The 24,688-nt window shown below is 51.8% G+C and carries 20 protein-coding genes; all 20 read right to left on the bottom strand.

Going from position 1 to position 24,688, the window contains the following annotated elements; genetic code table 11:
* Positions 1-13: 13 nt before the first annotated feature.
* The 20 genes from O9139_RS03955 to O9139_RS03860 all read right to left on the bottom strand — a co-directional run bounded on the left by O9139_RS03955 (position 14) and on the right by O9139_RS03860 (position 24,681).
* A complete protein-coding gene (locus O9139_RS03955) occupies positions 14-649 on the bottom strand; it encodes a pentapeptide repeat-containing protein (protein WP_270878153.1) in 636 nt (211 codons plus the stop codon).
* Positions 639-1,712: a leucine-rich repeat domain-containing protein gene (locus O9139_RS03950; protein ID WP_270878152.1), complete on the bottom strand. Its 1,074-nt coding sequence runs from the start codon at positions 1,710-1,712 to the stop codon at positions 639-641. Before O9139_RS03950 ends, O9139_RS03955 begins: the two co-directional genes overlap by 11 nt.
* A 182-nt stretch (positions 1,713-1,894) precedes the next feature.
* Positions 1,895-2,941 carry a rod shape-determining protein gene (gene mreB, locus O9139_RS03945; protein ID WP_270878151.1) on the bottom strand — a complete coding sequence of 349 codons (1,047 nt, stop codon included), beginning with the start codon at positions 2,939-2,941 and terminating at the stop codon, positions 1,895-1,897.
* A 120-nt stretch (positions 2,942-3,061) separates the two neighbouring features.
* Positions 3,062-3,592, bottom strand: coding sequence for an ATP-dependent Clp protease proteolytic subunit (locus O9139_RS03940; protein WP_270878150.1), 531 nt, complete (start codon positions 3,590-3,592; stop codon positions 3,062-3,064).
* Between the two features lie 94 nt (positions 3,593-3,686).
* Positions 3,687-4,238, bottom strand: coding sequence for a cob(I)yrinic acid a,c-diamide adenosyltransferase (locus O9139_RS03935; protein ID WP_270878149.1), 552 nt, complete (start codon positions 4,236-4,238; stop codon positions 3,687-3,689).
* Between the two features lie 31 nt (positions 4,239-4,269).
* Entirely contained in the window at positions 4,270-5,445 is a 1,176-nt protein-coding gene (locus O9139_RS03930) for an acetyl-CoA C-acetyltransferase (RefSeq protein WP_270878148.1), read from the bottom strand.
* 44 nt (positions 5,446-5,489) lie between these two features.
* The gene (locus tag O9139_RS03925; RefSeq protein ID WP_270878147.1) at positions 5,490-6,884 is read right to left on the bottom strand and encodes a dihydrolipoamide acetyltransferase family protein; all 1,395 of its coding nucleotides are present in this window, start codon (positions 6,882-6,884) and stop codon (positions 5,490-5,492) included.
* 19 nt (positions 6,885-6,903) lie between these two features.
* Positions 6,904-7,887, bottom strand: coding sequence for an alpha-ketoacid dehydrogenase subunit beta (locus O9139_RS03920; protein ID WP_270878146.1), 984 nt, complete (start codon positions 7,885-7,887; stop codon positions 6,904-6,906).
* Between the two features lies 1 nt (position 7,888).
* Positions 7,889-8,914 (bottom strand): thiamine pyrophosphate-dependent dehydrogenase E1 component subunit alpha, encoded by a 1,026-nt coding sequence (locus tag O9139_RS03915; protein WP_270878145.1) that lies wholly within the window; start codon positions 8,912-8,914, stop codon positions 7,889-7,891.
* Positions 8,915-8,932: 18 nt separating this feature from the next.
* A complete protein-coding gene (gene icmF / locus O9139_RS03910; RefSeq protein WP_270878144.1) occupies positions 8,933-12,196 on the bottom strand; it encodes a fused isobutyryl-CoA mutase/GTPase IcmF in 3,264 nt (1,087 codons plus the stop codon).
* A 123-nt stretch (positions 12,197-12,319) separates the two neighbouring features.
* A complete protein-coding gene (locus O9139_RS03905) occupies positions 12,320-13,462 on the bottom strand; it encodes an acyl-CoA dehydrogenase (RefSeq protein ID WP_270878143.1) in 1,143 nt (380 codons plus the stop codon).
* Between the two features lie 243 nt (positions 13,463-13,705).
* Positions 13,706-14,623: a fumarylacetoacetate hydrolase family protein gene (locus O9139_RS03900; RefSeq protein ID WP_270878142.1), complete on the bottom strand. Its 918-nt coding sequence runs from the start codon at positions 14,621-14,623 to the stop codon at positions 13,706-13,708.
* A 50-nt stretch (positions 14,624-14,673) separates the two neighbouring features.
* On the bottom strand, positions 14,674-15,447 hold the full coding sequence (locus O9139_RS03895) for an SDR family NAD(P)-dependent oxidoreductase (RefSeq protein WP_270878141.1): 774 nt from the start codon (positions 15,445-15,447) through the stop codon (positions 14,674-14,676).
* A gap of 65 nt (positions 15,448-15,512) precedes the next feature.
* Positions 15,513-16,481, bottom strand: a complete 969-nt coding sequence (locus tag O9139_RS03890) for a sugar phosphate isomerase/epimerase family protein (protein ID WP_270878140.1) — start codon at positions 16,479-16,481, stop codon at positions 15,513-15,515.
* The gene (locus tag O9139_RS03885) at positions 16,472-18,478 is read right to left on the bottom strand and encodes a YjhG/YagF family D-xylonate dehydratase (RefSeq protein ID WP_270878139.1); all 2,007 of its coding nucleotides are present in this window, start codon (positions 18,476-18,478) and stop codon (positions 16,472-16,474) included. The genes O9139_RS03890 and O9139_RS03885 overlap by 10 nt, the downstream gene beginning before the upstream one ends.
* Before the next feature lie 24 nt (positions 18,479-18,502).
* Positions 18,503-19,285, bottom strand: coding sequence for an SDR family NAD(P)-dependent oxidoreductase (locus O9139_RS03880; RefSeq protein WP_270878138.1), 783 nt, complete (start codon positions 19,283-19,285; stop codon positions 18,503-18,505).
* A gap of 28 nt (positions 19,286-19,313) precedes the next feature.
* Entirely contained in the window at positions 19,314-20,285 is a 972-nt protein-coding gene (locus O9139_RS03875; RefSeq protein ID WP_270878137.1) for a sugar phosphate isomerase/epimerase family protein, read from the bottom strand.
* Positions 20,286-20,309: 24 nt separating this feature from the next.
* On the bottom strand, positions 20,310-21,071 hold the full coding sequence (locus O9139_RS03870; protein WP_270878136.1) for an SDR family NAD(P)-dependent oxidoreductase: 762 nt from the start codon (positions 21,069-21,071) through the stop codon (positions 20,310-20,312).
* A gap of 166 nt (positions 21,072-21,237) precedes the next feature.
* On the bottom strand, positions 21,238-22,875 hold the full coding sequence (locus O9139_RS03865; protein ID WP_270878135.1) for a response regulator: 1,638 nt from the start codon (positions 22,873-22,875) through the stop codon (positions 21,238-21,240).
* Between the two features lie 6 nt (positions 22,876-22,881).
* Complete coding sequence (locus tag O9139_RS03860; RefSeq protein WP_270878134.1) at positions 22,882-24,681, bottom strand: sensor histidine kinase; 1,800 nt, start codon at positions 24,679-24,681, stop codon at positions 22,882-22,884.
* Positions 24,682-24,688: the final 7 nt, after the last annotated feature.

The following is a 24,688-nucleotide window of genomic DNA, read 5'->3' as shown; positions in this document are numbered from 1 at the left end:
CTCCTACGTATGGCTATCGAACAATCATCCCCATAAGCCCGACGAATGCCGAAGCTTGATGAGGCGCAATGACACAACCATCTAAATTTTCCGCCTCCACACTGAGTTCATCGAAGCTGCAATCACTAAAATCGACATCCTTCAGCTTGGTTCCCATCAAATAAACCTGATCCATATGGCAGCGAGTAAACGCTATTTTTTGAAAAGTAACGGTATAATAATCAGCACTGACTAATGAACAATCTTCAAAACTCACTTGCTTAAAATTAGTGAAGCGAAAATTCGCTAAATTACCTAAACAATTCTGAAACCTGACATTTTGCAATCTGCTTTGCCCAAAGTTCGTTCCGACCAGTTTACAGGTGCGAAATTCAGTCCGATGCATAAAGGAGGAGGTAAAATTAACATTGGATAAGTCGCAATTCTCAAATATGACATCAGTACATTCGATTTGTTCCAGCGATGATTCACTAATCGTTACATTTCTAAAAATCATTTTCTCCAAGGAAACTCGGACCGCTTCCTGGTGTTCAATGGTCATATGTTCAATAACTCCATGGCTAATCTCTTCTCTTGATGCAAATGAGTCGAGAGATCTTGCTTCCAATAAATCAGCAGCAAGTTTAGGCTGTTCGATTTTAAAATTCATAGTTTCCTCCAAGCGGCTGCTGACTGTATATTCTACCATTCACATTTAAGTAGGCAAGTTGTTTCATACCATGAAGAAAGTCAGGCTTCAAATCGATCATGCACATGTCTAAATCCAATATGCGCAAGTGCTTCAGCTTCTTTAGCTCAGGCGGCAGCTCACGGATCGAAGTGTATGCAATCGTCAACTGTTCCAGTTGCTCCAGTTCTCCAATCTCTGGCGGAATGCGGTTTAAGCTAATCTCCTCCTTGGGCTTTGCCCTCCATCCCAAAGCCGGTCGATCTGAACTCCCACAATGGATACACAACACTCGCAGATTATTCAACCTGGCAATAGAGGCAGGAATACTCTCCAAATCAGACGTCATGATTTTCAAATTTTCAAGCTTGTACAACTCGAACAACGCTTCAGGAAGACGATAAAGATCCTGTGCGAAAATTTCCAGTTCACGCAGCTCTGTGAGCTCCCGAATTCGGTCAGGAAGATCAGTCAGCTTATGCCCACTTAAGATCAGCCGATCGGTTTGATGCTTAATGGCATCATCCAGCAGATGATCCAGATCTCGGTGAGACTCTAATTGGTCTAATTGGAGAAAAAGCCCCGGAATCCGATCCATCAGTTCGATTGCTTCTGTATCTGTTACGTCTAACCCATACATTTGTTCATGCACAACGGAGTAAAGGTAGTCCCCACCACCTTCTTTCAAGAAACACAAATCTTCCGGCAGGTTCGGATAAACCCAATCCGCCATTCTACTCGCCATTTGTTTCAAGATGTATCCACTTTCATCGCAGCATCGATAAAAATAATAAGTTCCCGCCGTATAAAAGGCATGGCTGCGATAGGTCTTTTTCATTTGTATAACATCATCCATATGATTTCTTTGGATTTTGATCGTCTTCACTAGATAAGGTTCCAGTGCTGCCAATAGTTTTGAGTAATGGCCTGCGACCCTATCATCGGTTAGAAGTTTTTCTCCAAGAACAAAACATTCCGAGCTTCTTATCGCCAAATCGATGACTTGCTCGTAAGCTTCGCCTTTGGGGTCCGTATACATTCTCATTACAATAGTCTCCATTCCGAAACGAGGTGGACGTTAACGAAGTCTACTCACTGATTATTCCATATTAACACATATAAGACCTCGATGAGATTGTTTCAGTTCCATAACTCAAAACTAAACCTCGCACACTAAAAACAAAAAAACTTAGTCGACCTGCCATAAGCAGTGACTAAGTTTTTTCCTTATGCCGATTCCTCCGGCTGAGGCTCGAGACGGATGAGCGAAGAGCCAGAGTCGCCGACACGGTGGCAGCCGAGCATCATCCCCGTGCCAAGCGCGGTGCATTCCATCGGTGATTCCGCGATATGAACAGGCACGCCCGTCTCCAGGCGGATGCGTTCATCAATGCCTTCGATCAAGGCGCCGCCTCCGCAGAGCAGCATGCCTTGCTCGATCACGTCCCCGGCTAGTTCTGGCGGGCACAGCTCCAAAGTGGATCGAATTGTTTCCACCAACACGATCAAAAATTCATTCACGACAGTGAAAATTTCCGTCGAGGTCAAGCGAATCGAACGCGGTAAGCCGTTGACGAGATCGCGTCCCCTAATGTCGATTGTGCGCTCTGGTGTGCTATCGAGCGCCGTTCCCACTTGCTTTTTAATCTCCTCAGCCGTGCGCTCGCCGATTTCCATGTTGTACTGACGTTTCACATAGTCCATAATGTCCTGATCCAGCGTCATCCCGGCACGATTCAGCGTGTTGCTGGCTACGACCCCGCCCAAGGACAAGACGGCTACTTGGCAAGTTCCTCCGCCGATGTTCAGCACCAGGTGGCCCAGAGGCTCATCCAGGCTAAGTCCAGCGCCAAGCGCGGAAGCCAGCGGTTCTTCGACAGCCACGGCCTTCTTGGCTCCCTTGATGACCACGGTTTCTTCAATGGCCCGTTTCTGAACATTCGTAATCCCGCACGGAACGGAGATGAACATTTGCGACCCTCGCAGGAAGGAAGCGCGTCCTTGCAGTTTTTTCACAAAATATTTCAGCATGCTGCTTGTCTTCTCAAAGTTGGAAATAACACCGTTCACTAGCGGATACGTAATCTCCACATGTGCAGGGGCTCGTCCGATCATCGCTTGTGCTTCGGTGCCTGCTGCCAGCAGTTCTCCCGAAAGTTGATCAAAAGCGATGACAGTCGGCTCGTTCAGCACGATGCCTTTGCCCTTCTGATAAATCACCGTATTGGACGTTCCCAGGTCAATCCCGAATAATTGGTCAAATCGTTTTAACATCTACATTTCCTCCTTAAGTATCAGCTAAGCGTAGTCCGGAGGTGGCATACACATGGTTATAGTATTCAGCGGAACGTTCCGTTTTGAGGGGGCATGCCTGGAAATGTAAAATAGTGTCAATTAAATAATTTCATCAATGATGCCTGCTTCCAACGCCTCTTCGGGGCTAAAAAACTTGTCGCGATGGTGTTCCTGCACGTTTCGCAGATCTTCAACGAGCAGTTTGGTGCGGGAGATTAGATACTCGTCGTACACATTTTGCAAACGCTGCGTTTCTTCAATCCGGTTTTTCAGCCTTTCAAGCTGGCCTTCAATATGATTGGAAACGGAATGATACATAAAGGTGCTCAGCCGGCCTGAGTATCTTTTGTGTCCGCTGACGGCGATCAGCAAGCTCATGCTCGCTGCGAAGCCATAGACGTAGGTGTGAACAGGCGTTTTGCTGTTTTCAATCACGTTGATTAGTCCTAGGCCATCATACACGCTGCCCCCGTTGCTATTGATAATCAGGTCGATAGGAATGCGCTTAAAGTCCTTCTCCTTTTTATCCTTTTCATCGTCCGCCTGGTTCAATTTCATGATCTGCTCAATAATGGGTTTCACAGAGCCTTTATGAATGCCGTCAAACAAATACAACGTTCTCTCGCTCATGATGGGTCCCCCTGTCTCCGCAATGTTGGTTATCTACACTATATGTCTCCTAGTTACAAAATGTAACTCATTTCAAAGCAAAAAATCCTCGACTTTACGAGGATTGGGGAGGATTGCTCTCATACCGGATATCCGGCACTTGCTCGCTATGATTGACCCATCTGGCGGCAGCGAACAGGAAATCCGACAGCCGGTTTATATACTGCAAGCCCTCGGGCTGCACGGGATGCTCTTTGCTCAGCCGGACGATCGCTCTCTCCGCTCTTCGGCATACGGCCCTGCTCACATGCAAAGCCGCCGCCAATGGCGTGCCGCCCGGTAATATAAAATAAGTGATCGCCGGAGTCTGCTCGGAAAGAGCATCGATCCGACTCTCCAGATGCGCCACGTGCACATCTTGAATTTTGTATGCCTGTGGCGCGACAGTTGCCAAATCCACGCCTAGATCGAACAGCGCATGCTGGATGTGCTGCAGGATCGGCTTCAGCGGATGGGCGTCATCGGTCATCACGCTGATTGCCTGGCCGATGAAACAGTTCAGCTCATCGACGGTGCCGTAAGCTTCGACACGCGTATCGTCCTTATCCACGCGCGCTCCGATCACGCTTGTTTTTCCTTTATCCCCCGTTTTGGTATAAAGCTTCATAAGCTTCACCTCTTCACGCTGCTTCTCGCGCTTACACCCGGATCAGCACGGCATCGCCTTGCCCGCCTCCGCTGCAAATAGCGGCAATGCCGAAGCCGCCGCCTCGTCTACGCAATTCATGTATCAAGGTCAAAATAATGCGCGTCCCGCTGGCGGCAATCGGGTGCCCTAAGGCTATCGCGCCCCCATTCACGTTCACTTTGTCCCGGTCCCAACCAAGAATGCGCTCGCAGGTCAGCAGCACGGCTGCAAAAGCTTCGTTGACCTCGAAGCGTTCAATCTGATCAAGCGGGATCGACGTTTGCTGCAGCAGCTTCTGAATCGCCAGCGCCGGGGTCGTCGCAATGTAGCGGGCTTTCTGGCCAACAGAAGCATGCCCCAGAATCGTCGCTAAGGGCTGGATGCCTTGGTCCAGCGCTTTCTCTTTGGACATCACCACGAGTGCAGCAGCGCCGTCATTGACGCCTGGCGCATTGCCGGCTGTGATTGTGCCGTCCTTGACGAAGACCGCCGGAAGCTGCGCGAGCCGCTCCAAGCTGGTGTCCGCACGGGGCGCTTCGTCCTCGGTAATGAGCAAGGACTTGCTTTTGTTCACGATCGGCACAGACACGATTTCTTCCGCCCAATAGCCTTGTCGCGCTGCCTGAATCGCCAGCTCATGGCTGCGCAGTGCCCATTCGTCCTGCTCAGCCCGAGACACGCCGTACTCCTCGGCGACATAGCTGCCGTGCACGGCCATGTGCACTTTGTCAAAAGCGCATTCGAGGCCGTCGTGGAGCATCAAATCGATGAGCTCCCGGCTTCCCATTCTCGCGCCCCAGCGGCCGCTTACATCCAAATAGGGAGCGTTGCTCATGCTCTCCATGCCGCCTGCCACAATCGCGTCCGCATCACCGGAGCGAATGATTTGGTCGGCTAAAGTTACGCTGCGCATGCCGGATGCGCACACTTTATTAATCGTTTCCGTCGTAATCTGCCAATTTAATCCAGCTTGCCGAGCTGCCTGACGGGAAGGAATTTGCCCGGCGCCGCCTTGCAGCACCATGCCCATCAGCACTTCATCGACTAGCGCCGGATCAAGGGTTGAACGCTCCATCGCGCCTTTAATCGCTGCAGCGCCCAGTGTGACTGCGTCCACATCTTTCAGCGAGCCGCCAAATTTGCCGAACGGCGTGCGCGCACCGCTGACGATTACGCTTTCTCTCATCTGCATCGTCCTCCATCGGGTTAGGAGATTAAGTATATACAAGCCTAATATATGACTGTGTCCGTATTCACATGCTCCAAATTGGATTTCACCCGCTGCAAAAATTGACCGCAAATAACTCCGTCCAAGACGCGATGATCCAGCGACAGGCACAGATTCACCATAGAGCGGATGGCGATCGCATCGTTTGTGACGACGACCGGCTTGCGCACAATCGATTCCATCGTAATGATCGCAGCTTGCGGATAATTAATAATGGGATATGAAGAAACCGAGCCGAACGCCCCGGTATTATTAAAAGTGAACGTACCTCCCTGCATATCGGCCGGAGTCAGCTTGCCCGCTTTTGTACGTTTGATCAAATCATGCAGCTCGATGGCCAGCCCGGCGATCGTTTTGTGCTCGGCATGCCGGATGACGGGCGTGACGACGGAGCTGTCGGAGCCGATCGCGATGGACAGGTGAATCGGCTTGTAGATGACGATATGATCATGGGCCCAGGAAGCGTTCAAAATCGGATAATCTTTAATCGCATTAATAATCGCCTTCAGCACAAAAGGCGTATACGTCAGCGGTACGCCCTCCTCGCGCTCAAACCGTTCTTTCCACTTGGTGCGCAGCGCGACCAGCCCGCTTACATCCGCCTCGACAGTCAGCCAAGCGTGAGGGATTTCCGTCAAGCTTTGCTGCATCCGGGAAGCAATGAGCCGGCGCAGCGGGGTGATTGGCATCCGCGTCTGCTCGGTTTCCGATGTCGGCGGCTGTGCAGGCAGCTGTGCAGGCGGCGTCTGCGGCTTCGCAAGCCCGCCTTGAGCCGTAGAAGCTCGCGCCGGCGCCGGACCTGGCTCCGCCACGACGGATGGCCCCGCTGCCGCTTCACTTCGCTCAGGAGCCTGCACCGTCGCGCTCGATGCCCGATTTTTCACATATAGCAAAATGTCCTTCCGTGTGATCCTGCCCCCAAGCCCTGTTCCCTTCACCCGCTGCAGCTCGACGCCATGCACCTTCGCCAGCTTCAGAACAGCCGGTGAGAACCGGGCGCTGTGCACGCCGGACGGCTCGGGTTCAGCTGGCGCCGCCGCTTCTTCTGGCCGCACAGCACCACCTGCCGCCTGCACAGTACCACCTAGCGCTTGCGCAGCACCGCCTAGTGCCCCCTGCGTGGCTCCTGCCTCCTCGTGCTCGCCCGCTGCCCGAATAATACAGATCGGCGACCCGACACTCGCCGTCTCTCCTTCCTGCACCAAGAGTTGCACCACAATCCCGTCCAGTGGCGAAGGCATCTCCACATTAACCTTATCTGTCATGAGCTCGCATAAAACATCATATTCCCGAACGGCATCGCCGGGCTGCTTCAACCATTTGCCCACCGTCGCCGAAACAAGACTTTCAGCCAAATGCGGAACGGTAACCTCAGTCCCCTGCTCCTTGCTTGCCATGCTGTCCACCCTCCCCGCATTAAAGTTCTGCTAAGCGCCGCATAGCCTCCTTCACCATATCGACGTTCGGGATATACAGCTTCTCGATCGGAGCCGCCATCGCGATCAGTGGAATGTCCGGCGCACATACGCGCATAATTGGGGCATCCAAATCGTACAGCATTTCTTCAGCAATCATCGCCGACACTTCCGCCCCAATGCCGCCTGTTTTGTTATCCTCATGAAAAATCAGCACCTTGCCCGTCTTGGCCGCCGCCTCGCAAATCGCTTCTTTATCCAGCGGATACAAAGAGCGGAGATCCAGAACATGCGTCGTAATCCCCTCTTCGGCCTCCAGTTCGTAGGCGGCTCTAACCGCATGATGAACGGCGATGCCGTAAGCGATGACCGTGATATCCTCGCCTTCGCGCCGGACGGCGGCCTCTCCGATCGGCACGATGTAATCGTCTGCCGGAACCTCGTCTGAGACGGATAAATAGCACTTTTTATGCTCGAAAAAGAGCACCGGATCGTCGTCGCGTATCGCAGCCTTAAGCAGGCCTTTGGCGTCATACGCCGTGGACGGAGCGACGATTTTGAGGCCAGGCGTGCCGAAGAAGGCCGATTCCGGACACTGCGAATGGTAAAGCCCGCCGCCGCCGGTCGCGCCATACGGGGCACGAATGACGATCGGGCAGTGCCAGTCATTATTCGAACGGTAGCGAAGCCTCGCCGCTTCGTTCACGATTTGATTCGTTGCCGGAAAAATAAAATCGGCGAACTGCATTTCCGCGACCGGCCGCATGCCGACCAGAGCTGCGCCGATGGAGACGCCTACAATGGCCGACTCGGCCAAGGGCGTATCCAGCACGCGCAGCTCGCCGAACTTGTCGCGCATCCCCTTGGTCGCGTTCAGCACGCCTCCTTTGCCGATATCCTCGCCGAGCACGAAGACGTTCTCGTCACGCTCCATTTCCTCCATCATGGCCGAGCGGATCGCTTCCAGATAAGTGATGATCGCCATCTCAAATCTCACCTCCCTGGGCAGGTTCAGCAGGCTCGGCAAATACATGTTTCAAGGCGTCCTCAGGTGTTGGGTATGGGGCCTTCTCTGCATATTTGGTCGCCTCGTTCAGTTCTTTCATGATCGTTTCCTGCAGCAGCCGGTCCGTTTCCTCATTCAAAATGCCGCAGTCCGTCAAATAACGGCGAAAGCTTTCAATCCCGTCCTGCTCCCGGTGGTAATCCACCTCTTCCTTCGTACGGTACAGCATATCGTCATCCGCTGTCGAGTGCGGAGAGATGCGGTACAGCATCGCCTCGATCAAGGTCGGTCCCGCCCCACGCACGGCTCGTTCTCGCGCCTCCTTGACCACGCGATACACCTCCAGCACGTCGTTGCCGTCCACACGAATACCGGGAAAGCCGTATCCGGCGGCGCGATCGACCACTCGGCCGGCCACTTGGCGGTGCGCCGGAATGGATATGGCGTATTGGTTATTTTCACACATAAAAATGACCGGCAGCTTGAATATACTGGCAAAGTTAAAGCTTTCATGCACATCGCCCTGATTGCTCGACCCTTCGCCGAACGAGACAAAAGCGACGCGCTCCTCTTTTTTCATCAAAGACTTGAGCGCAATGCCGACCGCATGGGGGACCTGTGTCGCGACGGGACTGGAGCCTGACACCACATGGTGCAGGCGATGACTGAAATGCGCCGGCATCTGCCTGCCGCCATTAATATCTTCAGCTTTGGAAAAGGCGGACAGCATCAGCTCCTGAACCGTCACACCAACGGACAACACAAAGGCGTAATCCCGGTAATACGGGAGAAAAAAATCGTGCTGCCGCTCCAGCGCAAATGCCGCCCCTACCTGTGCCGCCTCCTGTCCGATTCCGGATATATGAAAAGCAGTGCGGCCGGATCGCTGCAACAATGTCGCGCGCTCGTCGTATTTTCGCGCCGTCATCATGTACGTGTACATTTTCAACACTTGATCATTCGACAAACCAAGCTGCCTGTGCTTGGGAAGCTGCTGAAAGGACATCGAATCCCCTCCTTCGCGTTACATATTGCGACGGTATTGTCCGCCGACTGCGTACAAAGCATGGGTAATTTGCCCCAAGCTTGCCACTTTGACCGTTTCCATCAGCTCGGCAAAAATGTTGCCCCCCGCCAAAGCCGTCTGCTGCAGCCTGGCGAGTGCGGCCGGTGCCTCAGCCTGATGCTTGGCATGGAAAGCATGCAAGTTGCGGATCTGATGCTCCTTCTCTTCGGCCGTGGCTCTGGCCAGGGGGATATCCAGATCCTCGTCCGTCGCCGCCGGGTGCGGATTGCGGAACGTGTTCACACCGATGATCGGGAGCTCGCCGTTATGCTTCTTCGTTTCGTACAGCATCGATTCATCCTGGATTTTCCCGCGTTGATATTGGGACTCCATGGCGCCAAGAACACCACCCCGGTCGCTGATGCGCTCCAGCTCCGCAAGCACCGCTTCCTCCACCATGTCGGTTAGTTCCTCGATCAGGAACGAGCCCTGCAGCATGTTTTCATTTTTAATAAATCCAAGCTCCTTCGTAATGATCAATTGAATCGCCATCGCCCTGCGCACCGACTCCTCCGTCGGGGTTGTAATCGCTTCGTCATACGAATTCGTATGCAGCGAATTGCAGTTGTCCAGCAAGGCCATGAGCGCTTGCAGCGTCGTGCGGATATCGTTAAAATCAATCTCCTGCGCGTGCAGCGAACGGCCGGATGTCTGAATGTGGTACTTCAGCTTCTGGCTGCGTTCATTCGCCTTGTACTTCCGCTTCATCACCGTCGCCCAAATTCTTCGCGCTACACGGCCGATCACCGTATATTCGGGATCAAGTCCGTTGCTGAAGAAGAACGACAAATTGGGAGCAAAGTCGTCGATCGCCATCCCTCTTGACAAATAGTACTCGACATACGTAAACCCGTTCGCCAGCGTGAACGCCAATTGCGAAATCGGATTTGCTCCGGCTTCCGCAATGTGGTAGCCCGAGATGGAAACGGAATAATAATTGCGCACCTCATGATCGATAAAATATTGCTGAATATCGCCCATCATGCGGAGGGCAAATTCAGTAGAGAAGATACACGTGTTCTGACCTTGGTCTTCTTTTAAAATATCCGCCTGCACCGTGCCTCTTACCGATTTCAATGTCGCTTCTTTCAACTGGTCCAGCTCTTCGCTGGTCGGTGACCTGCCATGCTTATTGGAAAAGAGCTCTGCCTGCATATCGATCGCCGTATTCATGTACATGGCCAGCAGCACAGGCGCAGGACCGTTGATCGTCATCGAAACGGAAGTCAACGGATGACACAGATCAAATCCGGCGTACAACTTCTTCATATCGTCCAGTGTGCAAATGCTGACGCCGCTTTCCCCGATTTTGCCGTAAATGTCGGGTCGATAGTCCGGGTTTTCGCCGTACAAGGTCACCGAATCGAAGGCGGTGCTGAGCCGCTTGGCCGGATCGTTCTGCGACAAATAATGGAACCGCTGGTTCGTCCGCTCCGGTGTGCCTTCGCCCGCAAACTGCCGTTTGGGATCTTCCGCCGTACGTTTGAAAGCAAACACGCCGGCCGTGTACGGAAACTCGCCGGGTACATTCTCCAAGTACATCCAGCGGACGAGATCGCCCCAATCGCGGTATGGAGGCAGGCTGACTTTGGGGATGTGCAGGCCGGACAGGCTTTCCGTTGTCAGCTCGGTGACAATCGCTTGACCCCGCACGTGCGTGACGAAAGTCTCGCCGGTGTATCGCTTTTGCAGCTCCGGCCAGCTGGCCAGCCAGTCGCTCGTCTCGGGCTGGAGCTGACGCTCGAGCTCGGCTCTAAGCTGAGTGAGCTCCGTTGCAGCCGCTCCAGGCTGGGCGCCAAGCTGCTGCAGCGCGCCTTGCAGCCGATAGCAGGCGCTCGCCAGCTCGGCCTCGCGCCGGATGAACGCATGATAATCGCGCACTGTTTGCGCTATTTCTCCCAAATAGCGGATGCGGTCGTTCGGGATGATCACTCGTCTTCTGTCGGCAAATAGAGCTGAGGGAAACGCCGGCAGCTCCCATTGCGCCTCGAACTTCCGGTTCAGCACATCGATTAACGCTATGAATAGGCGATTTACCCCTGCATCGTTAAACTGACTGGCCATCGTACCATGGACAGGCATCGTTTCCACGTCCTGCTCGAATAACATGTGATTCCGCTGATACTGCTTTTTGACATCACGCAAGGCATCCAGCGACCCTTTGCGCTCGAATTTATTAATCGCAATCAGATCGGCGTCATCCAACATGTCAATTTTCTCCAGTTGGGAAGGGGCGCCGAATTCACTGGTCATGACATAAAGGCAGACATCGGCGACATCGACAATTTGATGATCCCCTTGCCCGATTCCGCTCGTTTCAACGAGAATCAAATCAAATCCGGCTGCTTTGACGACAGCCAGCACTTCGCTCATAGCTTTCGACAGCTCCGTACCTGAATCGCGCGTCGCTAAGCTTCGCATATACACCCGATCTGAATGGACGGCGTTCATGCGAATGCGGTCGCCGAGCAGCGCGCCGCCTGTACGCCGTTTCGTCGGGTCGATCGAGATAATGGCAATCGAGCGGTTCGGATCATGCCGCAGGCAGCGCAGGACCAGCTCATCGGTCAAGGAGCTTTTGCCCGCTCCGCCTGTGCCGGTAATGCCGACGACCGGGCTGCGAGCCGGTTGCGCAGCTGCGCTTTGCAGCCTGCTGTACGCCGCAAGCTCGGCAGCGGATAGCATGCCCTCGCTGTGCAGCTCAGCCGCCGTCAAATATTGCGCGATGGCCAGTGGCTCCTTCCGCAGGCATGCCTCCGGGTCCAGCGCCGCATGCGCCAGCGTGCTGAAATCACAGGCCTGCATCATCACGTCGATCATGCCCTGCAAGCCCAGCTCGCGCCCGTCCTCCGGCGAAAAAATCCGCGACACCCCGTAGGCATGCAGCTTTTTGATCTCCGACGGCAGGATCACGCCACCCCCGCCACCAAACACGAGAATATGGGAAGCCCCTTTCTCCCTAAGCAAATCGAGCATATAGGTGAAATATTCCATATGTCCGCCTTGATATGAAGAAATCGCAATCCCTTGAACATCTTCTTGAATCGCTGTCCGCACCACTTCATCCACCGATCGGTTATGACCGAGATGGATGACCTCTGCCCCGCTCGCCTGAAGCATGCGCCTCATCATATTGATGGACACGTCATGACCGTCAAAAAGAGCGGAAGCCGTTACAAATCTTACCTTGTGCTTGGAACGATACTTCACAGAGGATCCCATCTTCGCTCTTCCCTTTCGCTTTAATCTGGATGATAGCCGTTTATTGATGCTGTTTATTGATGGGGGTTAATGGCAAAGTTCATTGATGCGCTTAATTATCCATAGGTTAATTAATATGGCCGATCAGTCCGCTAGGAGCATCTTGGCGATGACAAGCCGTTGAATTTCGTTCGTACCTTCGTATATTTGCGTCACTTTGGCATCGCGAAAGTATCGCTCAACCGGAAAATCTTTGATATACCCGTACCCGCCAAAAATCTGCACAGCATCAATCGTCACCTGCACCGCCGTATCACTGGCAAACAGCTTGGCAATCGCCGACTCCTTGCCGTACGGCACACCTTGACTCTCCCGCCATGCCGCTTGGTAGGTCAATAGACGGGCCGCTTCGATCTTCGTTGCCATATCGGCGAGCTTGAACGCAATCGCCTGCTGCTGCGCGATCGGCTTGCCGAACTGCCGGCGCTCTTTGGCATAAGCGATGGACGCGTCGAGCGCGCCCTGGGCAATGCCGAGCGCCTGCGCTGCGATGCCGCTTCGCCCGCCATCGAGGCTTTTCATGGCGATCGTGAAACCTTCGCCCTCTTCGCCAAGCCGGTTCTCCGCCGGTACCCGGCAATCTTCAAAAATCAGCTCCATCGTCGGTGACGAGCGGATGCCCAGCTTCTTTTCTTTTTTGCCGAAAGAAAATCCGGGGGTGCCTTTTTCGATCAAAAATGCACTGCATCCTTTATGTTTAACGGACGAGTCCGTCATCGCAAACACGAGATACAGGTCCGCTTCGCCGGCATTGGTGACGAAAATTTTGGAGCCGTTAATGACATAGGCGTTCCCGTCACGCTTCGCTGACGTCCGCATCGCGCCGGCATCGGATCCGGACACACTCTCCGTCAAGCTGAACGCGCCAAGCTTACGGCCTTCCGCCAGCGGGCTCAGGAACTTTATTTTTTGCGCTTCTGTGCCATATTGGTACAGCGACCAGCCGATCAGCGACGTGTGCACGGACAGCATCACACCGGTGGCCGCACAAACGCGCGACAGCTCTTCCACCACCATCACGTACGTCAAAAAGTCACCGCCAAGCCCCCCATAACGCTCCGGCCATGGGATTCCGGTCAAGCCGAGCTCGCCCATCATATCGAAAATCGTCCGGTCGAACCGCTCCTCCTCGTCCCGTTCTGAGGCTGTTGGCTCCAGCTCTTTTTTGGCGAAGTCGCGCACCATCCGCCGAATCATATGCTGTTCTTCCGTTAACGTGAAATCCATGCGGCAGCCTCCCTCATGTGCTCGTCAATCCTTCCGTTGCTGTGAAGACTATGCCTTAGCGTGCAATGGTCATCTTGCCAAACTTTCTTGTAAGCGTTACCAAAAAGAAGGGGTTCAATTTATATATACACGATGCCAAGAGGCTTATAACTGTCAGGATAAAAAAGATCTTGCTGTCGGTTCGCCGGCAATATAAAAAGGATCCGCTCCATGGAGTGAATCCTTTTTTTGGCGTTGGCTAATTTATAGGTTGTCCACGGATTCGCTGACCATCCGATTCGTCAAAGCACCAAGCTTTTCAATTTCAATCGTGACAACATCACCTGGCTTCAAGTAAACTCGCTTGTCCTCCGGATAACCGAGAACGACACCTTCCGGCGTTCCTGTCAGGATGATATCCCCTGGGCATAACGTCATATGTTGGGAAATATAGCTGACAATTTCATCGCAATGGAAGATCATATCCGATGTATTCGACTTCTGGCGAACTTCGCCATTCACTGTACATGTAATCGATAAATGATTGGGATCGGCAACTTCATCGGCGGTGACCAGGTAAGGCCCTAACGGACTGAAATCATCGCAGGTTTTGCCGAGCAGCCATTGCCCTGTTCTCATTTGCAAGTCACGGGCAGACAAATCGTTGACATTGCAGTACCCGAAAACATGCTCCAATGCTTGATCCTTATTCACATATTTCGCTTGCTTGCCAATGACAATGACCAGCTCCGCTTCGTAATCCACTTGACTGGATACTCTTTCCGGCAAGGCTACAGGTTTTAGATGGCCTGTTAACGTGTTGTTAAATTTATTAAATAGTATCGGGTATTTCGGAATTGGCGCGTTTGTCTCTTCCGCATGCCGCTTATAATTGAGCCCGACACAAATAATCTTATTCGGACGGGTTACACACGGGCCGTATTGGATATCATTTTCGCTTAGCAAAAATGAATTTGTATCAGCACCTGCGTTGATCACCTTATCGATGAACCGCTGCAAAGCAGTTAACTTTTCCGCACCGCCAGTGATAACATCCATGATATCCGTCGGGACATCAGCGTCCGGAACGATTTGAAGTGCAGCTTCAATATCCACTACCTGCTCTTGATGTCTAACTCCCAGACGAAAAACTCCTTCGCGATCAATCGTAACCAATTGCATATGGATGACACCCCTCCTATAAAGTTTCTGATGAATAATGAAGTGAATTCTTAAGCATTTTTCCCGAATGTGACCCCACCGTCAATATACAATGGGGAGCCCATCATAAACTTGGATTCATCGGATGCAAGGAACAGCGCTGCTTGCGCAACATCCCCCGGTGTTCCGAGTTCGCCGCTTAGCTGTCTGGACTTAATAGAGGCAATAGCAACCTCAGGATCATCATACGAGGTTTTCAAATAATTTTCCACAAATGGAGTCATAATCGTTCCAGGCAGTAAGGCATTTACCCGTATGTTGTACTTCGCATAATCGACCTGCATGGATTTCGTTAATGCAAGCACGGCGCCTTTCGTAGCCGAATAGGATGCACGTCTAGCCAAGCCTATCTCCGCTATGCAGGAAGACATATTAATAATGCTGCCTGAATGCCTCTCCATCATATGGGGCAGAACATATTTCGATGTTAAATAAACCCCGCGAATATTGACATTCATCACACGATCCCAGGCATCGGGTTCAATTTCATGGATGGCCCCGACCCCACTGATGCCCGCATTGTTAAAGAGAACATCGATACGGCCAAATCGCTCAATCGCCTGCTTGATCAGAAGATCCACAGAGTCCGGCTGGGTCACATCTCCTTGAATAAAAACGGCTTGCCCGCCATGGGATGCAATTCGCTCTACCGTTTGCTGACCATTCCGTTCATCCACATCATTGACAATGACGATCGCGCCTTCTTTGGCAAATAATTCAGCGGTCGCCCTGCCAATTCCCGATCCGGAACCTGTTATTAATACCACTTTATCCAACAATCTCATGTTCAACAGCCCCTCAGTTTAATAGGATTAAACGAAGTTTTCGTAAGCGACCTGCGACATCCTCCTTACACATTGCCAAGTGCTTTCCGGATATAAGCAATACTTGTCTCAAGCTGGCTGCTCTCATACGCTATGATAGCTTCTGCGTGCTCACCGCATTCATAAGGGGTGCGCCAATCTCCAGGCGGCTCCGCGCGGTTGAATACGAAATGCATCACCTTGGCTAGCTGGGCTGCAGAGCGAGGCGGATATTCCGGCCAGTAATCGTCAGCGAGCAGACGAACATGCCTGGATTCCAGCGCACCAATCTCCACCGTCATCGTGATATCTGGACACGTTTCCGAGAACATCGAGAAAAGCTGCGGAAAATCAACCACGCCTTGGCCGAGCGGACAACGAACGAGCCGGAACCCCTCTTCACTCAGATAAAGTTTATAATCCTTCAAGTGCACGTGTTTAAGATATGGAGCAACCGTTCTAGCAAATTGAATCGGCTCCTCCGCGGTTGCAAGCGTATTTCCCGTGTCCAAAATAATACCGAATTTTTCGGAGCCAATCGTTTTACACAGCCAGAGCAGCTCCTCGGAAGCAAGATCCTGATGATTTTCCACGGCAAGGTTTACGCCTAGGCGTTCCGCAGCCTTCACCGCTCCCTGTAGCCCATGGAGAATGTCATTCAGAAAGGGTTTCCAGCGTCCTGTCAACGGTCTGCGGTCACCCCCAAACTTGGCTCCCATAACAATCGTGCGCAGCGTAGGGACGCTCATCCGAGCTGCCAGCTCCAAAGCTTCGGTCAGATGCGCCGGATCAAACCCGACGGTCTCCAGACCGATAAACATATCGCGCTCGCGCGCATATCGGGCAACGGCCATTACGTCTTCATGCTCCAGAAGCTCGATAGGGATCTCCACCCCTTCCAGCCCGAGTTCCAGCGCCTTATCGATCAAGGCCAACGGTCTAATTGGAGAACGTTCCGAAGCTTGGACGATCCCCATGCTAAACATCGTTCCGTAGACGGAAAGTCCTAATCGCATGAGCTGCTCCTCTTTTCCTTCTTGAGCATCTCCAAATAGGTATGCCCGGCATTGAGTACTTCGATAATGCGGTCAACATCATAAATGCTTCCCCGCCACGTGCCTCCGCTAGCCGCCTGTAACGCAGCCCAGAGACGAGTATCGTCCGGCAGCTGAGGGTCAGGCCTAAGTTCAGGATGTGAAGGACGCGAGTTCAGGATGACAGCTCCTTCTTGCGGACTAAAGCGTTCTTCACCTTGCCCGATAAATTGAATACTTCCTTCCAAACTGGCAAGATCGATGATGACCTCCAGCAAGTCACCATTACGCAGCTTACCGATCGGTCCGCCGGCGAGCGCCTCAGGACCTATGTGACCGATGCACGCCCCCGTTGAAACGCCTGAAAACCGAGCATCCGTGAGCAATGTGACATATTTGCCGAAGGGGAGATGCTTTAAGGCAGAGGTAAGCTGATACGTCTCTTCCATCCCAGTGCCCGACGGGCCTCTGCCTATTAATACCATAATGTCGCCTTCAATAATGTGGCCGTCCTTAATTGCTTTAACAGCCGATTTCTCCGTCGTAAACACTTTCGCGCGTCCGGTATGGCGATAAATGCCGTCTTCCCCGACGACTTCCGGGTCAATAGCTGTCGATTTGATGACGGAGCCCTCCGGCGCAATATTTCCGGTCGGAAACGTCACTGTTGACGTCAGCCCCCGGCTCTTTGCTTGAGCAGGACTCATAATGACAGCGTCGGGATCGATACCGTCGGTCTCCAGCAATTGCTGCCGAATCTGATGACGGCGTTCCGAGGATTCCCACCAATCCAGCAGGGTGCCCAGGTTCTCGCCTGCCACCGTTTTGACCGACACATCCAACAACCCCAGCTTCCGCAGGTGGAGCATCACTTCCGGCACGCCTCCGGCCATAAACACGCGAATCGTCGGATGATATTCCGGTCCGTTCGGCAATACACTGACGAGACGTGGTACGCTTTTGTTAATCCGGCTCCAGTCGGCCACGTCCGGAATACGGCATTTCGCTGCATGCGCGATGGCCGGGATATGAAGCAGCAAATTCGTCGACCCGCCAAAAGCGGCGTGAACGACCATTGCATTGTGAATCGCCGCATCCGTCAGGATATGGCTCATTCGAATGCCGTTCTGCTGCATCCAATAGATGGCTCTCGCCGACTGTCTGGCGATATTTTTCCACAGTGCCTGTCCGGACGGAGCGAGCGCAGAATGTGGTAAAGACATGCCGAGCGCCTCGGCAACGACTTGCGCGGTTGCCGCAGTCCCCAGAAACTGGCAGCCTCCGCCAGGCGTTGCACAGGTGCGGCAGCCCATATCCGCTGCTTCCTGCAAAGAAATTTGCCCCTGCGCGTAGCGGGCCCCAATCGTTTGAATCTTCGCAGCATCCTCGCCGTTCGTTGGGGGCAGCGTCACGCCCCCGGGAACGATGATGCCGGGCAAATCATGGATGCCGGCGAGCGCGATCATCGTTGCAGGAAGTCCTTTATCGCAAGTCGCGATGCCAATCACTCCGCTTCGCGTCGGCAAAGAACGCACGAGCCTGCGATACACCATCGCTGCATCATTGCGGTACGGCAATGAATCGAACATCCCAGTCGTACCTTGGGAACGGCCGTCGCACGGATCGCTCACATAGCCTGCGAACGGCACCCCGCCTAGCTCGGTGATCTCAAGCGCCGCCTCTTTCGTGAGGAGACCGACCTCCCAGTGCCCTGTGTGATACCCAAGAGCAATTGGCGTGCCATCCTCTGCACGCAGTCCCCCTTGAGTGCTTAGGATGAGCACTTGCTTCCCGTGTAAGCGATCCGGCTTCCAACCCATGCCCACGTTTTGACTCAAGCCGAACAAGTCGCCGCTAGGCCAGTTGAGCAGCATGTCGCCGGTCAGCGGCAGCGAGCCCTCAGGACCCGCCGCGTGGGTTTGCAGGCGGTAACTCGCGTGATCTTCCTGACCCATAATATATGTCAATGCGTCGCTCATCCTGACATCCTCCCGCTCGTCACGTTATTTCCAACAAACGATCGTCTCGCCGCTCAAGGCATCGGATTGCGGTCCGCACAAAAACATAACGATATCCGACATATCCTCCGGCTGGGCAACTTTCTGCAAACGTGAACGTTCATCCTGGCCTGTAACCGTGCGAGTCGCCAGAAACCGCGCCGTGTAAGTCGGCGCCGGAGAAATACAGTTGACATTCACGTCGAACGGACGCAGCTGCTCCGCAAGACTGCGTGTATAATGGGAAATTCCCATTTTGGCCGCTGCATATATGATCCCTTCCCGCACCGGAATATGTCCGGCAATCGACCCGACGTTGACAATTTTACCGGAATGGCGTTCGCGCATATGAAGACCGGCAAATTTACACGCGTACATCGTAGAGAGCAAGTTACGGTCTACAACCGAGCGGATATCGTCGACCGAAATATCCAAGGCGTCATTGGGATCCGGACGCGGTGTATGTAAGCCGATATCTCCACCAGCGTTATTCACCAAAATATCGATCGAGCCCAGCGCCTCAATCGATTGCTCGATCAGTGCTTGAACTTGATCCGCGTCAGACATATCAGCCGCAATAAACTTAGTCTTAACTCCGTACTTGGCTGCGATTTCTTCCGCAACTGCGCTGCCGGACGCCGCCTCGTTAAAGCGGGCCGCTGCTTCTTCATTCACATCGTGAATAATGACATTCGCGCCGGCACGCGCCAAATCAACGGCATACTGCTTGCCAAGACCTCTGCTGGAACCGGTTACAAGAGCGTTTTTACCTGTCAAATCTATCGTCATATCCTGATCACCTCATCGGTTTAATGGGCTATGCATATTGCTTGATTAGGCTCGATAAATAGGCCATGCCGGTATTCATTTCTTCTAATTCATAAGCGGCGATTTCCTCAGCCGATGCGCCTTTTTCAAAAGGCGTTTGCCAATCCCCTTTATTTCTTGCATGATCCTCCACGAACCGCAGTAGACGCGTGAGCTGACGGGCCGAGCGTTCGGGGTATTCTGTCCAAAAATCTTCCTGCAGCACACGCACATGTCTAGCTTCCAAAGCGCCGTGTTCCACCGACATCGTCACATGCGGATTCAATTCATGGAAGATCCGCAGCAATTCGGGAAAATTAATGACGCCTTGACCGAGCGGCTTCCGGACTAGACGGTATCCTTCCTCGGACGAGTAAATCGCGTATTCTTTCAGATGTACATTTTTCACATAGGGGGCTACACGCCGAAAGAAATCAACAGGCTCTTCTGCTGTGGCGAGTGGATTACCTGAATCCAGCGTAATGCCGAATTTGTCGGATCCAACGCGTTCGCATAACCAGAGCAACTCTTCGGACGCCAAATCCTGGTGGTTCTCGACAGCTAGATTAGCGCCAGCCGGATCAGCCTCGTCCATCACCTGTTGAAACGAATGCAGAATCGATTGTAAAAAAGGCTGCCATGTCCCCGCCATATGCCGGCGGTCCCCGCCGAATTTAGCACCGCCAACCACGGTTCTTACCGTAATCGCACCCACGCGTTCGGCCAATTGCAAAGCTTCCTTTAGTTTAACAGGATCAAATCCGCCTGCTGCAATGTTGATAAACAACCCTTTGTCTCGAGCGTAGTCGGCAGCCTCATCGGCATCACTGCTCTTGAGGATGTCAAGCGGGATCTCGCTGCCTTGAAGCCCGTAAGTCTCGGCCGTCTGCAGAAGTTCTTTCGCCGTAATTCGTTTCCGTTTCGCTTCCGGGTGAATCCCCATCGCATAGACCGTTCCGTAAGCCGTAAGTCCAAATCTCATTGACACACGCCTCCTATTTGTTCCTTATTCTGATGTCCAACCGCCGTCTATCACGATCGCCGATCCCGTCATGAAGCTGGAAAGATCAGATGCCAGGTACACCATTAAACCAGTCAACTCTTCAGGTTGTCCCCAACGTTTGACCGGTAAGTGATTAAGGAAAAATTGGTTGGCATCCGGATTGTTGATAACAGCTTGGTTCATATCAGTCGCGAATGGACCTGGGCAAATGGCGTTTGCGGTGATGTTATGTTCAGCCCACTCCAAGGCCATCACCTTCGTCAATTGAATCAACCCGCCTTTGCTGGAGCAATAAGCTGACCGCTCAGGAAGCGCAACAGTCCCCAGCATGGAGGCGATATTGATAATTCTTCCGAATTTTTGCTTGATCATCTGAGGCACGACCGCTTTGGCGCACAGAAAAGGCGCTTTCAAGTTCGTTGTCTGCACGAGGTCCCAACTTTGTTCATCATATTCGAGAATCGGCTTACGCACATTGACACCGGCATTGTTAATCAGAATATCCAAACGCCCGAACGTGTCCACAGCTTGCTCAACCACGGCTTGAATTTGAGCAAAGTCGGTCACATCAGCAACTACACCTAGCGTATCCCGGCCGGTTTCCTTGCGGATCGCATCCGCACTAGCTTGTGCTTTACGCTCATCCCGGCTTGTCACAACAACATTCGCTCCAGCGCTTGCTAATGCGCGTGAAAACTCCAGCCCAAGCCCCTGGCAACCACCTGTAATGAGCGCAACCTTCCCATCCAGATTGAAATTGGTCATTGGTCCGTACATCCTCCCACATTGGTATTTCTTTTTCGTTTTTAATTATATTGGCCTTGTTAATGGGAAAGAATGGAATTTTTTTAGGCGCATTCGTAAATATTTTGTGAATTTCTCATAAGCAAGAACCCTCACCTTCCTCCAGGAAGTGTAAGGGCTTCTTCAGTCATGTTTGGATGATCTTGCTGGGCACGATGTGGAACTTCTTTTTGAAACACTTGCTAAAATAATAGGGATCTGCATATCCGACGCTTCGCGAAACATCTACAATCTTCAAAGATACCAGCCCTTCCGGCGATACCTCCCGCAGCATCTCCATCGCGCGATCCAACCTCAAATCAGATAAATATTCGGTAAACGATTTACCTGTCTCTTTCTTGAAGATATGGCTCAAATAACTGGGATTGGCACAGATGTTTCGTGCGGTCTGCTGTAACGTTAACGACTCCTCGACGTAGTGCTCCTCTATATAAGCAACGGCTTTCCCTACGATATCGGAACCTTTGAATCGGGACAATTGGCTTTCAAGTTCAGTGAAAACCATCTGGTTAAAAAACAGCTGCAGCCATTGCCTCATGCTGGAGATCGTTTCCAAGCCGTGCATTTGCTTAAATAAGGGATGACGGTCCGTCATCCATCCGCTGGGCAGCGTTCCTCCACGTTCCAGAATGACGGCGCTGCCGAGGGATACACACTCCATCAAAATGAAAAAAGCAATATCCTTGCTAGCCTGAATGCTGGCGAGTCGTTGACAGAGTTCATCGATTTTCAAGACCACTTCATCTCGGTTCTTATTCCGAATAGCAGTAATCCATTCCATTCGATCGAGCGGCAGGGAAAAGACAGCCTCCTCCGAACCTTCTTGGTCCTGCGTGTAGGCAATAAGTCGGTTGCCTCCTTTGGCAAATTTATATTTTAAAACATACAGCGCCTCCGAGTACGACAGGTGTATTTGGCTTAAGCTTTCGTACGTTTGCCCTAAGGCGAGGGTAATGTTCAGATGCATCCTCTGATCGATAAACAAGCGGGCTTGATCACAAAGCTCGATAAGCGTCTTATCCCGAAAATCGGTAAACCCGACTAAAACGGCTATTTTATTGTCCTCTCCGTCGATTACCGCGCAATAAGCCCCTGACGACTCGAACGTATCCTTTAAAATGTTTTTGACCGCAAAACGCCAAAGCTGCCGTTCTTGTTCTTTGTTGTAGCGGACGGTCAGCTCGTCAATTTCAGCTACAAACGCAGCATAACTATGGGCATTCAGAGGAATGTCATAGTACTGCGCTTGACTGCACAGCGTTTCCGGACTTTCCGTCGATTCATAAAGGAGAAGCTGGCGTATAAAGTGATCTCTTAACAAAGGCTTCGTGCGTTCGACTTGTTCTTTCAAGTCTTTGACATCATGGGTGAATTGCATCTCTTGTAGCAGCTCAACACGGATTTCCTTCAAGGATCGGATAAGTTCCTCTTCATCCACAGGTTTCAGCAGATAGTAAGAGGCGCCCAAAGCGATGGCCGCTTGTGCGTATTCAAATATATCGTAGCTTGTAATAAAGATGACTTTGGTTTGTATGAACGAGGATCTTAATGCTTCTACAAAATCTAAACCTGTCATGCCCGGCATATTGATATCGGCAACGATCAAATCATAATGCTGTTTCCGCGCAAGTTCCAACGCTTGCAAGCCGTTCTCCGCTTCTTGGTCCACCGTGTAACCATGCGCCTCCCAATCGATTAAATGAATCAGAAGCTTACGGAAATAATATTCATCATCAACGAGCAGTACACGCAGTTTAGGGATCATCGACAGCTATATCCTCTCCTCAAGCTCTGTTTTTTTGACGATCAGGGGGATTCGCAGCTTGACTTCTACGCCTTCTCCCGGCAAAGAAAAAATCGTAATACCGTAAGGTTGTCCATATCGAAGTCTTATTCGCTCCTGAATGTTGCGAATGCCAAAGCTGGATAAACCATGCTCCGTCTGTTCATACTGCCAAATCCGCTTTAGTTTGTCCTCGCTCATTCCGTTGCCGTTATCCTTCACCGTGAAACAGAGGACGTCGATCCCGTTCATCTCTTCAATCCAACCGCTGATCTCACAGAGCGCTCCCTCCTGCTTTTCTCTAAGCCCATGGTAGATCGCATTCTCCACAAGCGGCTGAAGCAGCATATTCGGGATCCAGCATTCCTGGATCCGGCTATCGAAATCAATCCGGTAATTCATGTGATGATATCGGCTGGTTTGGATAAAGAGATAGCTTTCAAGATGTTTCTGTTCCTGCGACACCGGGATAATCTCTTGCCCCCGATTAAGCGACATCCGGTAAAAATCGCCCAGCGATTTGACGACCTTGCTAATATCGTGGGCCTGCCTCATTAGAGCCATAGAACGAATCATTTCTAAGGTGTTATATAGAAAGTGGGGCTTAATCTGTGAATAGGATAACTGGAGCTCCAGCTTCCGCTTTTGCTTCTCCTCTTGATTGATGGTGTGCATCAAATCCTGGATCCGGCTGACCATTTCATTAAATTTATAGGAAAGACGACCGACCTCGTCATTAGCGCTAACCATCGTACGCGTATGCAGCTTGCCGTCACCGACTGCTGTCATCGCTCTGCTTAGCATCATGATCGGATTGGTGATCCACTTGGAAAAAATGATAGAGAGGACGAGTGCCAAAAGTAACCCTGTCAGACCGAATCCGATAATAAACATCGTGATTTTCCATTGGTCTTTCATAAATTCACTCGTGGGCACCGCATATACAGCTCTCCAACCGTTTTTATCCAAGACTTTCGACGAAACGAGTATATTCTGTTTGCCGCTCTTCACAATCGCAGAGCCATCCACATCGATCAAGATCCTACCGTATAGGTCTTGCGTTGATTGAGACACGACTTCAGCACGATTAGCCGAAAGAATCTTGCCTTCGGGATTGACGATCATGATATTGCTTCGCAAATCGTCATTGCTGTAAATCTTGGACAGTTTTCGCTCGTCGATGTTGATATAGATATAGCCGATCAGCAGCCCGTCGTTAATATTAATGATGCGCCTCCCAATGGACAGCAAGTTTTTATGCTGATCATTAACAAGAAACAAGCTTTCAAAGGTTTCAATCCACACCGCCGTACCCTTCGCATTGATCAGCTGTTCTTTGGGATAGACTTGCACTGATGGTACGGTCACATTCGACATGTTGTCCGAATAGTAAATTTTGCTGCCATCCATCGATTGAATCACAACGGAGTCAATGTAAGGGTTGGACTCGACCAACGTATTCAAGCTGGCATACATCGATTGAACATTATCCAACTGCTGCAGCTCGCTGTTCTCCGCCCCCGTTTCCATCAGCGCAGACTGGTATGTTTTATTGATCATGGAGAGCTTGGAGAAATTTTCGATATCATTAAACAGCGTATTAATGGTATTGGTGATATGGCCGACCTTTTGTTCAGAGCTGCGAAGTGCCCGCTCTTCCGCTTGATGCAGGGTCATTTGATATAAGGTTACGGTCAGAAATACGATACTGGGTAAAATAATGATTACGTTGATGAGCTGAATCTTTCTGCGAATCGGCATGTCTTGAAACACTTGGATCGCCTTCATACCTATT

Origin of the sequence: Paenibacillus aestuarii (genome assembly GCF_027789125.1) — a bacterium.
Taxonomy (GTDB): Bacteria; Bacillota; Bacilli; order Paenibacillales; family NBRC-103111; genus Paenibacillus_E; species Paenibacillus_E aestuarii.
Note: the sequence above shows the minus strand (reverse complement) of the source record. Positions and strands in the feature narration are given on the sequence as shown.

Coding starts and splice junctions, on each gene's coding strand:
- O9139_RS03955 (WP_270878153.1), bottom strand. CDS start 649: ATGAATTTTAAAATCGAACAGCCTAAACTTGCTGCTGATTTATTGGAA.
- O9139_RS03950 (WP_270878152.1), bottom strand. CDS start 1,712: ATGAGAATGTATACGGACCCCAAAGGCGAAGCTTACGAGCAAGTCATC.
- mreB (WP_270878151.1), bottom strand. CDS start 2,941: ATGTTAAAACGATTTGACCAATTATTCGGGATTGACCTGGGAACGTCC.
- O9139_RS03940 (WP_270878150.1), bottom strand. CDS start 3,592: ATGAGCGAGAGAACGTTGTATTTGTTTGACGGCATTCATAAAGGCTCT.
- O9139_RS03935 (WP_270878149.1), bottom strand. CDS start 4,238: ATGAAGCTTTATACCAAAACGGGGGATAAAGGAAAAACAAGCGTGATC.
- O9139_RS03930 (WP_270878148.1), bottom strand. CDS start 5,445: ATGAGAGAAAGCGTAATCGTCAGCGGTGCGCGCACGCCGTTCGGCAAA.
- O9139_RS03925 (WP_270878147.1), bottom strand. CDS start 6,884: ATGGCAAGCAAGGAGCAGGGGACTGAGGTTACCGTTCCGCATTTGGCT.
- O9139_RS03920 (WP_270878146.1), bottom strand. CDS start 7,887: ATGGCGATCATCACTTATCTGGAAGCGATCCGCTCGGCCATGATGGAG.
- O9139_RS03915 (WP_270878145.1), bottom strand. CDS start 8,914: ATGTCCTTTCAGCAGCTTCCCAAGCACAGGCAGCTTGGTTTGTCGAAT.
- icmF (WP_270878144.1), bottom strand. CDS start 12,196: ATGGGATCCTCTGTGAAGTATCGTTCCAAGCACAAGGTAAGATTTGTA.
- O9139_RS03905 (WP_270878143.1), bottom strand. CDS start 13,462: ATGGATTTCACGTTAACGGAAGAACAGCATATGATTCGGCGGATGGTG.
- O9139_RS03900 (WP_270878142.1), bottom strand. CDS start 14,623: ATGCAATTGGTTACGATTGATCGCGAAGGAGTTTTTCGTCTGGGAGTT.
- O9139_RS03895 (WP_270878141.1), bottom strand. CDS start 15,447: ATGAGATTGTTGGATAAAGTGGTATTAATAACAGGTTCCGGATCGGGA.
- O9139_RS03890 (WP_270878140.1), bottom strand. CDS start 16,481: ATGCGATTAGGACTTTCCGTCTACGGAACGATGTTTAGCATGGGGATC.
- O9139_RS03885 (WP_270878139.1), bottom strand. CDS start 18,478: ATGAGCGACGCATTGACATATATTATGGGTCAGGAAGATCACGCGAGT.
- O9139_RS03880 (WP_270878138.1), bottom strand. CDS start 19,285: ATGACGATAGATTTGACAGGTAAAAACGCTCTTGTAACCGGTTCCAGC.
- O9139_RS03875 (WP_270878137.1), bottom strand. CDS start 20,285: ATGAGATTTGGACTTACGGCTTACGGAACGGTCTATGCGATGGGGATT.
- O9139_RS03870 (WP_270878136.1), bottom strand. CDS start 21,071: ATGACCAATTTCAATCTGGATGGGAAGGTTGCGCTCATTACAGGTGGT.
- O9139_RS03865 (WP_270878135.1), bottom strand. CDS start 22,875: ATGATCCCTAAACTGCGTGTACTGCTCGTTGATGATGAATATTATTTC.
- O9139_RS03860 (WP_270878134.1), bottom strand. CDS start 24,681: ATGAAGGCGATCCAAGTGTTTCAAGACATGCCGATTCGCAGAAAGATT.